Source organism: Calothrix rhizosoleniae SC01 (assembly GCF_900185595.1).
Lineage (GTDB): Bacteria > Cyanobacteriota > Cyanobacteriia > Cyanobacteriales > Nostocaceae > Calothrix_A > Calothrix_A rhizosoleniae.
Window position 1 is genome coordinate 1 of sequence record NZ_FYBH01000121.1, and the last position, 9385, is coordinate 9385.

Genomic DNA, 9385 nt, shown 5'->3' on the forward strand with positions numbered 1-9385 from the left:
GTCCGACATAGAGGGCAACTGCATCAGCCCCATTTTGTAGAGTCCCATTGTCAAATTCTAATCCCACATTCGATACACCAGAGTTACCTAAAACAAAGTAACCCTCAGCATTGGTACTGAATCCATCTAAATCGAAAGCAGCATAAGAAGTATCACCATTGCCGTTGTAGAGGACTACAACTAAACCATCTAGGGATGTATTGCCAACTCCCCCATCATAAAGTTCAATAAATTCTGCCGCATCTGCACCGGGGGTATCGGCATCAATTTCGTTAATAATGATGTTTATTGCTGGATTACTACCATCACCAAAACTTTGACCAGTATTAAGAGTACCAGCAGTATTGGCTGCGGGAGAACTCCAAGTAAAATCTGCAAAACTGCTACCTGTTCCCGTCAATTGCAAAGAGAAACCAACATTGGTAGAACTTGATTCACTCACACCAACATCAATGCTAGTTAAACCAGCGGCTGGACCATCAAGAGCAGTAAAACTACCCTCATAACTGAGGAATTGAATCACACTGCCGTTATTATCGACTAAAGCAAAACCGTCAGGTGAACCATTTTGTAAACCAGGAGTGTCAAAGGAGAGAGTACCAAACCCGTTGTTTTGGTCAGGGATAGTACCACTGAGATTAATGGTATCGTAAACACTAAGTACACTGCTAGAACCGTTATACAGTACTAAACTCCAGCCACTCAGATCCGTACCAGCTAAACCAGCAATTTCGATAAATTCATTTGTATCTGTACCAGTATTGTCATAATGAAATTCGTTAATAAATACTGTCATAAAACATCCTCAAACTTTTCAGCAATTTATGGAGTTGTGTAAATATATTTTGAAGTGGTAGATGCTACACCCTGATCCATTGCTGTTGGTGTTTTGTCTCATCAATTGAGAGGTTTACAGCAATAGCTGATTACCACAATTTTTTCAGCATTGAAGAAGAAAAATTGCCCGTCAATTTATGGTTTAAATCCCACTCAGACGATAGATTTGAATACTTATTTACTTACACAAGAAAAAATATTTGCCAATAACATTTAAGTTTCTAATTACACTTTCACAGATGCTAGTAAAGAAAAAATTAAATAAAGGTTAATAAATAAAAAACATTAATTAAATTTTTCAAGAAGTTGGTTGATGTGAAAAATAATTTTTATTTGATGGCAACTGTTTACCTGTTTAATCTTTTACTCAATGAAGCTTGTAAGGCTGTAGAGGAAATTTTTTGTGAAGTTACGAACAAATCATATGAGTTGTTTAAATAGTATAAATACTTAGTTGTTGCGACTTATTTAAATTATCTTGATAAAGTAAAACTGTGGGAAAAGCGGTAGAATCTATAGTAATTTTGCTCTACCTCAGTACTTCAAAAAGCGGCATTAAAAATTTGTTTTGCAGTCAAATTTAACTCTGGGAATGTTATAGAAATGATGGGTTCATCTCCTCTAAATGTATCAACTTGGTATTCATAATTGACCAATTGATAAATTGATAAAGTTGGTGTTTTGGGGTTACCTATGTTTTTTTTACCACCTAGTCCAAGGTAATCTACAATCCAGTATTCAGGTATTTTTATCTCTTCGTATTCTCCTTGTTTTTTATAGTAATCATCGCGCCAGTTAGTACTAGTTACTTCAATCACTAAAGGGATAGAATTACCACGCTCAACTGTAGAATACTTTGTCCAAAGTTCTTCTGAAGTTAAAGCAGGTTTATTAAGAATTAGTATATCTGGAGAATAAGCAGAATCACTATTCGCTGATTTGATTAGGGCTGTTTTGGGAATAAGGTAAGGGAGTTTTAGGCGTGTAAACTCTACAACTAATTGAGTATTTAAGAGTCCCGTAACTTCTTCATGCTCCCCTGATGGCTCGGACATTTCTACTATTGCTCCATTATGTAGCTCGTAGCGTTTTCCTGAATTTTCTGGAATCCATTGCAAAAAATCTTCGACTGTTATTGGCTTAAATAATGCTTGAGTCATCAGTCTAAGTTAGGCAGACATAAGGTAGAGAGGGCTAATAATCACAATTTTACATAATGTTAGTGGAGATTCTCCCTTTGCCAAATCATACTCATCTGCGAAATATCTACAAAATGTAAAGAAATAGTTAAGTATGCCTATGGATTCTGATAACTTAGATAATGAATACACATACGCAGGGCGTTGGTTTCTTCGGCATAAATTGGGTTAAGTTACGATTATGGCGCTCATAGTTCAAAAATACGGTGGTACATCTGTTGGTTCTGTAGAACGCATTCAAGCTGTTGCTCAGCGCGTTTCCCAGGCAGCAAAATTAGGAAATTCCATTGTCGTAGTAGTTTCAGCAATGGGGAAAACTACCGATGGACTGGTAAAACTGGCTGGGTCAATTTCTCATAATCCCTGTCGCCGAGAAATGGATATGTTGCTTTCTACTGGGGAGCAAGTATCTATTGCTTTACTGAGTATGGCATTGCAGGAAATTGGACAACCCGCAATTTCTCTCACAGGAGCGCAAGTTGGAATTGTTACGGAAGCTGAACACACCCGCGCCCGGATTCTCAATATTGAAACTAAACGATTGGAAACCTGCCTGCAAGAGGGTAAAGTGGTCGTTGTTGCTGGTTTTCAGGGAATTAGTAACACGGGCGACTTAGAAATTACTACCCTGGGAAGAGGTGGCTCGGATACTTCGGCGGTGGCATTAGCTGCGGCACTACGGGCAGATTTTTGTGAAATTTATACCGATGTACCAGGTATATTAACTACAGACCCGCGATTAGTTCCAGAAGCACAGTTGATGGATGAAATTACCTGTGATGAAATGTTGGAACTTGCTAGTTTAGGGGCAAAGGTATTGCATCCCCGAGCGGTGGAAATTGCCCGTAATTATGGCGTGCCTTTAGTAGTCCGTTCTAGTTGGACTGATGAACCCGGAACTTTGGTTACAGCACCTCCCCAATTAGGGCGATCGCTGGTGAATTTGGAACTTGCTCGCCCAGTGGATGATGTAGAGTTTGATACGAATCAAGCAAGAGTAGCATTGTTGCGGGTACCAGATAAGCCGGGGGTTGCTGCCCACTTATTTGGGGAAATATCCAGCCAAGATGTAGATGTGGATTTGATTATCCAATCAATTCATGAAGGTAATACAAATGACATTGCCTTTACCGTATTAAAACCGATTTTAAACAAAGCTGAAGCCGTAGCATCTGCCATTGCTCCTGCACTTCGCAGTCATCCCAGTATGGAAGGGGAGGAAGCAGAGGTAATGGTGCAAAACAATATTGCTAAGGTTAGTATCGCAGGGGCAGGTATGATTGGTCGTCCCGGTGTAGCGGCAAAGATGTTTATTGCCTTGGCAGAAGCAGGGGTGAATATTCAAATGATTTCCACCAGTGAGGTGAAAGTTAGCTGTGTGATTGACTCCGCAGATTGTGACAAAGCTGTAGCCACACTCCGCCAAGCATTTGATATTAAATCTTCCCCTACTCCCCCTACTCCCCCTACTCCCCACACTCACCCCGTCCGTGGTATTGCCTTAGACATGAAGCAAGCACGTTTAGCAATTCGCCATGTACATGATATTTCGGGAACGGCAGCGAAAATATTTGGATTGTTGGCGAACAGCAATATTAGTGTAGATACAATTATTCAATCCCAGCGTTGTCATATAGTTAATGGCATCCCCACTCGAGATATTGCTTTTACAGTGACTAGGATGGATGCAGAATCCGCCCAACAGATGTTGCAACAAGCAGCCAGAGAATATGGTTGGGGGGAAGTGGTGTTAGATAATGCGATCGCGAAGGTAAGTATTGTTGGTGCAGGAATGGTAGGACAACCAGGGATAGCAGCAAAAATGTTTGAGGCTCTAGCCCAACATCAAATTAATATTCAAATGATTACGACTTCTGAAATTAAAATTAGTTGTGTTGTCCATGAGCAGGAAGGTGTAAAAGCATTGCAAGTAATCCATCAAGCCTTTGGATTAGCTGGTAGTGAAAAAGTGCAAGTACCTGCTTGAACTACCCTCCATCATTTACCCTAGGGAGTTGCAAATAAAAAAATAACCAATTCCTCGAAATGCAGGGAGTAGGGAGCAGGGAGCAGGGAGCAGGGAGCAGGGGGAGTCAAGCAATTAGTTCAAGTCCAGAAATTAAGTAATTTATTTTTTGGTGTTCCCCTAAATAGGGTCTGCTGAATAACTGAAAAATATTTATTTATCAATGCTTTGAGGCTATTTTCTTGGGGAGGGGCGTGCAAGAAAATTAGGATTTTAGGTTTAAAATCCTTGCATCTGTTATTTTTTCTGGCAAAAAGAATAGAAATAAAGAGGCTGGAACTACTCCCCACTCCCTACTCCCTACTCCCTACCCTCACCAAAGGACTTTTATGCCTAACGGCACGCTCCGCGAACAGCAAGCCTCTAAATACTTCCATACACAGGAATAGCAGCACCACGCATATCCTTCGCTGCTTCAGAAGCTAGAAAACAAATTACCTCTGCCAAAGATTCTGGCTTTACCCATTTATCAGCATTCTCTGCTCCCATTGCATTACGGTTACTGGGAGTATCAATCACACTAGGAAGGACAGTATTAGCAGTAATATTAGTCCCTTTCGTTTCATCTGCGATCGCTTTTGTTAAGGCAACAACCCCAGCTTTAGCAGCACAATATGCAGCCAATTGTCCACCAGGTTCCATAGCACCCCTAGAACCCACTGTCACAATTCGCCCATAGCCATTATCTAGCATTCGCCGCAAACTATGCTTACACACCAAGAAAGTTGTATGCAAATTTAAATCAAAGTCCCGTTTCCAGTTCTCAAAACTATATTCATGGGTTGCTCCCATCGCAAAACCACCCACCAAATGAATCAATACATCTACCCGTGGCAAATCATTGATCAATTCTTCTACTGCTGCTTCCTCATTCAGATGGGATTTCACAAACTTAATTCGAGCCAAATCGGCAGGTGGAACCAAACCTTTGAGTCTTTCTACCCCTCTGGGATTAATATAAGGAATTGTTACCTTTGCACCCAAAGAGAGAACAGCTGGTGTCACACCCAAACCCAATCCACCAGTACCACCTGTAAGTAAAACTTGCTTGCCTTTCATGGTTTATACACTCCCAAACACTCAATTCTTAAGATACCTGGTAAGTACCTCATAGAGCTACACGCAAGTCGCAAGTCGATCACGGAGACACTTCACGGATGACACTGATTACATGGAGCAATGTCGCAAATCCGTGTTCTAAGGTTTGAAGGTTATGGGATACAAGAACTAGATTTATGGAACGAAAATCATAAAAATATTAATTAAATATGAGGTTTTTGTAGTTAAATAGTTACTAGATAAGCTTTTAAAAATTGATTATCTTCTATCTTATTTCAGGACAAAAATATATTTTTTTAGTTTTTTTAACGTTTGTACAAATAATCTTCTGCAAAGTTTTATAAATGGGTGCTCAAGCAAAAAGATAATGAAGATAATATATAAATGTAGGTTAAATTATTGCCAATAAACCTACAATAATTCATATAAGCTTATGAAGATTAATAGTGAATAAAACAACGAAATTAATCTTCATAAGTGTATTTGGGAAATGCGTAATCCTTATCCCTAAACAACGGTATTATTTCTGAGATAAAGACTTGAACTTTGTTGCAAGAAATATCTAATTTATATAGCTGTTTGTAAGGGAATAATTAGCAAGAATTGTAGCCGTTTGGAACCAATTTTCTGGCAAAAAGGATAAGGAGCAGAAATTATGAAAGCTAAACAAATAATGACTCAAAATGTAGCTACTATTCGCGCTTCAGCTACTATCACAGATGCAGTCAAATTAATGAGGTTCAAGGAATTACGTTGCTTAATTGTAGAGCCTCGCATTCCAGGAGATGCTTACGGTATTATCACTGAAACCGATATTGCTAGTAAAGTGGTTGCTTGTGGTAAAGATCCGAAAAAGGTTCGCGTCTACGAAGTAATGAGTAAGCCTTGTATTGTAGTTAATCCAGATCTAGAAATAGAATATGTAGCACGTCTATTTGCTAATACTGGTATTTGGCGGGCACCAGTTATTCAAGGTGAGTTATTAGGTATTATTTCTGTCACTGATATTATTTTGAAAGGTGAGTTTATAGAGACACCAAAAATTAGTTTCTTGCAAAAGGAACTACAAAGGTCTATTTCTAATGCTCGGGTAATTTCTGCTACTTATGGAGCCCAATCTAAAGATGCAGAAGAGGCTTGGAATTTGGTAGATGATATTGAAGCTGAATTAGGCTTTTATGGAGCAGTAATGCCAACAATACCAGTCAAAGATGAATATGATGAAGAAAGGCATTTAGCAGCTTTAGGTTAATTGAAGTCTTGAGTATGTTGTAATTGCTGATAATTCAGTCAAGTAAATAGGACTTTGTGAATTTATGGTGGGTATTTTTCACTATTACCTGTCCTAATCATAAATCCTTTATTGAGAAACATGATCCCCGAATTTTTAACTAATTCGGGGATCTGAGCGCATCATTTTTTAACTCGCTACACAATTAGGTTATACTTTTTCTTTATAAAGATGTGCCAAATTTTTAACCTTGTTTTTCAGCTCAGTTTGGTATCTGGGAAAACAAAGCACAGCTTCATACATAATTTTTATTAAGTAAGTCGGCACAATAAAACCAAACTATGTGAAGAATAGTAAATAAGCCTAAAACCCTTGTTCCCCCTGCTCCCTGCTCCCTGCCCCCTGCCTTATCCAAACGATAATTTTTTACGCCAACCTACTTATTCCTGAGAATTTAAAGCATATTATTAATATCAATTAATTAAGTTAAATTGTATAACCAGGACAATTAGAAATTGAGAAATACAACATAATTTAACTGTAAAGACAAGGGAATGGTTAATTAAACAAGGTTACAATCTACAAAATTTGAATCAGCATGGTGAAAATGGTGATACAGCTTTAATGAAAGCGACTAAAGCAGGAATTTCTACCGTGTTTCAATCACTAATTTATATGGGAGCAGATGTGAATGCAAAGAATAATGATAATAATGCTTTGTGGCTTGCTTGTTTTGGTAATCGTTATAATTTGATTAGTTTGTTGTTAGCAGCACACATTGATATCAATGAGCAAACATAAACTTGTGTCCGGATTAGGGAATAGGGAATTATTGATAGAAGATATACTTGAGAAATTGCAAATAATTCTCTATCAATAAATGATGAATTAATTGATGATAGTTGATAAAATTATGTTATACCTGGCAAATGTATAACTGGATTCATTTTTTTAATTAGTTGTGTTTATTATAGGTCTAGTTGGAAATATCAAAATAGAAGTTGGCGCTATTGCTGTTTAGATAGCGGACACCATCTTGGTGCGATTGCTGCTTCTACATATATCCACAACCGCAAGATACAATTAATCTCTAATGTTAATAAACTTGCTCTCAACTCCGATTGAGGATTTGAGAATAAAGAGTTTATTACTACTTGTGTGATTTCGGGAGACTTTCAAGACAAGCAAGTCATTCAATTTTAGATTAACCCCATGTCTGAAATTAAAAGCTTGAAATAATGATAGTAAGCTTGTTTTTTTCTCCACAGATGAATCCAGGGACTTTTATCCAGTTTATTGTTTGCTCAGATTCTTAAGGCTGAAAGTGCCTTTTGTAGGGGGTACTGATTCCTTTGAAGCGAATCAATTGATTGAGGATGCTTATAAAATGACTACTAGGCAACTAAGTAATCAGCAAAAATTAGATGTTTTGTATCAATTTGCACAGTAAATATCCTTGCAAGTGATTGGTAATAGGGACTCAATCAGGCGTTTTCGGAAACAACCAATATCACAAGTAGATTATCTACACATCTTGCAAGAAACGACAAAACCAATACCAAAAGAGAAGTTTGAGGAAATATATCTTTTTTCTGTTATCCATTGTATTGACGATATGGTACCTGGTTTATATAAAGGAAGCAGTTTGATTAAAAAAAGGTGATTTTTATCACCAGGTGTATTACTTGTGCGTAAGCCAAGCAACCCCTAAAGATAGGGCAGTAAAGTTATTTTTGGTATCTGCTGATCAAAATTACCAAACTGCCATGCAAATCCCTGTTTTTATCGGGCACAGAGCATATCTCATCAGCAATTATCTGGATACTAGTTGTAGTGGTATTGGAGCCTTCTATGACGATGGAACCCAGGAATTCTGAGGAAGCGACAAGGATGTACTCTATGCAATTGTCATTGGTAAATAATTAAGGAGATGTTCGAGAATAATGACAAGGAAGTACTATTTTTTCAACAAAGATGCAAATGAAGATCCACAAGAGGATTTACACCCTATACAACTGACATCTGCTGATATTATTCTACGTCAGCAATTAGAGCATTCTATAAGTAAATATTTTTATAGTGCTTGCGATCAATCCATTCAAAATTTACTATCTGTGTGCCGATGGTACTTTACCACCAAGGCTAATGCTATGACTTTGGTGATTGAATGTCCAGATCAGGTGACGAATTGGCGGATACTGCAAAAAATGGTGCCTATGGCATCATGGTTGAATACATTTTACAGTGACGCAAAAATTCGCGTTTGTCCCCCAAATAAAGGAATACCTTTTGAAATGAGGGTGGATGAAATTTCAGTGTATAGAGATATGGCGTAGAGCAGTTAACGGTTAAAGGTTAACAGATCTATACATTTTGTTGGATAATGGTAGTAATTTCTGCGACAATCGTATCAGCTGCATCTCTAACAACAGGAGTTAACTCCAGTCCAAAATCAAGATTGGCCGCTTCAATTAGGTAAACTGTTACATCTTGGGGAAAATCATCTTTAAAGATTTGCCTACCTGCGGCTAAAGCATTATCCCAACGAAAATCATGCAAATTATAACTGGGTTCCGGTAGCGCTGCTAATTCTTCTCCAGGGATTTTAAATATAGCGCCTGCATCGGAACCCGTTGCACTTGCATCAATAATTATTAACTTTGTGCTTCCTCTTGCTTGAAACATGACTTCCATTCCCGCAGTACCACAGTCATAAACACGGGTGTTGGGATGAGGCTGTTGAGCGAGATATTGTTGTAACTGTTGGGCTACTATTACCCCTACTGCATCGTCACTGCGGTTGAGATTACCGCAACCAATAATGGTGAGCATAGAATGTTTGATTAAGTACCGATCTCTGCTGAGTCGAATTGTTGTAGTAATTTCTCTACACTGGCATTATGATCTAAGAAAGAGAATAAATGTCTGTAACAGAGTTTACCTTCTTTATTTAATAGGAATTGAGCAGGTAAAGGTGCTCCTAAGGCTTGTCCGGTGTTATATGCGCGAAAGACTTGACAGCTAGGGTCACTT

Annotated in this window: 8 protein-coding genes and 1 pseudogene; 4 read left to right on the forward strand and 5 right to left on the reverse strand. The window is 38.2% G+C overall.

Annotated elements, in window-relative coordinates:
• Positions 1–796, reverse strand: a 796-nt coding sequence (locus CALSC_RS06965) for a lamin tail domain-containing protein (protein ID WP_143288179.1), incomplete at its 3' end; no start/stop codon positions are given.
• Between the two features lie 583 nt (positions 797–1379).
• Positions 1380–1997, reverse strand: a complete 618-nt coding sequence (locus CALSC_RS06970) for a Uma2 family endonuclease (protein WP_088240659.1) — start codon at positions 1995–1997, stop codon at positions 1380–1382.
• 220 nt (positions 1998–2217) lie between these two features.
• Here CALSC_RS06970 and CALSC_RS06975 point away from each other — a divergent pair, with 220 nt between their 5' ends.
• Positions 2218–4023 carry an aspartate kinase gene (locus CALSC_RS06975; protein WP_088240660.1) on the forward strand — a complete coding sequence of 602 codons (1806 nt, stop codon included), beginning with the start codon at positions 2218–2220 and terminating at the stop codon, positions 4021–4023.
• 402 nt (positions 4024–4425) lie between these two features.
• On the opposite strand, the gene fabG is transcribed toward CALSC_RS06975, so the two are convergent.
• The gene (fabG, locus tag CALSC_RS06980; RefSeq protein WP_088240661.1) at positions 4426–5121 is read right to left on the reverse strand and encodes a 3-oxoacyl-ACP reductase FabG; all 696 of its coding nucleotides are present in this window, start codon (positions 5119–5121) and stop codon (positions 4426–4428) included.
• 655 nt (positions 5122–5776) lie between these two features.
• Here fabG and CALSC_RS06985 point away from each other — a divergent pair.
• From CALSC_RS06985 to CALSC_RS07000, 3 genes are all read left to right on the forward strand, one after another.
• A complete protein-coding gene (locus tag CALSC_RS06985; protein WP_088240662.1) occupies positions 5777–6373 on the forward strand; it encodes a CBS domain-containing protein in 597 nt (198 codons plus the stop codon).
• Between the two features lie 540 nt (positions 6374–6913).
• The gene (locus CALSC_RS06990) at positions 6914–7153 is read left to right on the forward strand and encodes an ankyrin repeat domain-containing protein (RefSeq protein WP_327331182.1); all 240 of its coding nucleotides are present in this window, start codon (positions 6914–6916) and stop codon (positions 7151–7153) included.
• Positions 7154–8295: 1142 nt separating this feature from the next.
• The gene (locus CALSC_RS07000; protein ID WP_088240665.1) at positions 8296–8688 is read left to right on the forward strand and encodes a hypothetical protein; all 393 of its coding nucleotides are present in this window, start codon (positions 8296–8298) and stop codon (positions 8686–8688) included.
• Between the two features lie 28 nt (positions 8689–8716).
• On the opposite strand, the gene CALSC_RS07005 is transcribed toward CALSC_RS07000, so the two are convergent.
• Entirely contained in the window at positions 8717–9184 is a 468-nt protein-coding gene (locus CALSC_RS07005; RefSeq protein ID WP_088240666.1) for a hydrogenase maturation protease, read from the reverse strand.
• 11 nt (positions 9185–9195) lie between these two features.
• Positions 9196–9385: pseudogene (locus CALSC_RS07010) on the reverse strand (alkyl hydroperoxide reductase); the annotation flags it as partial.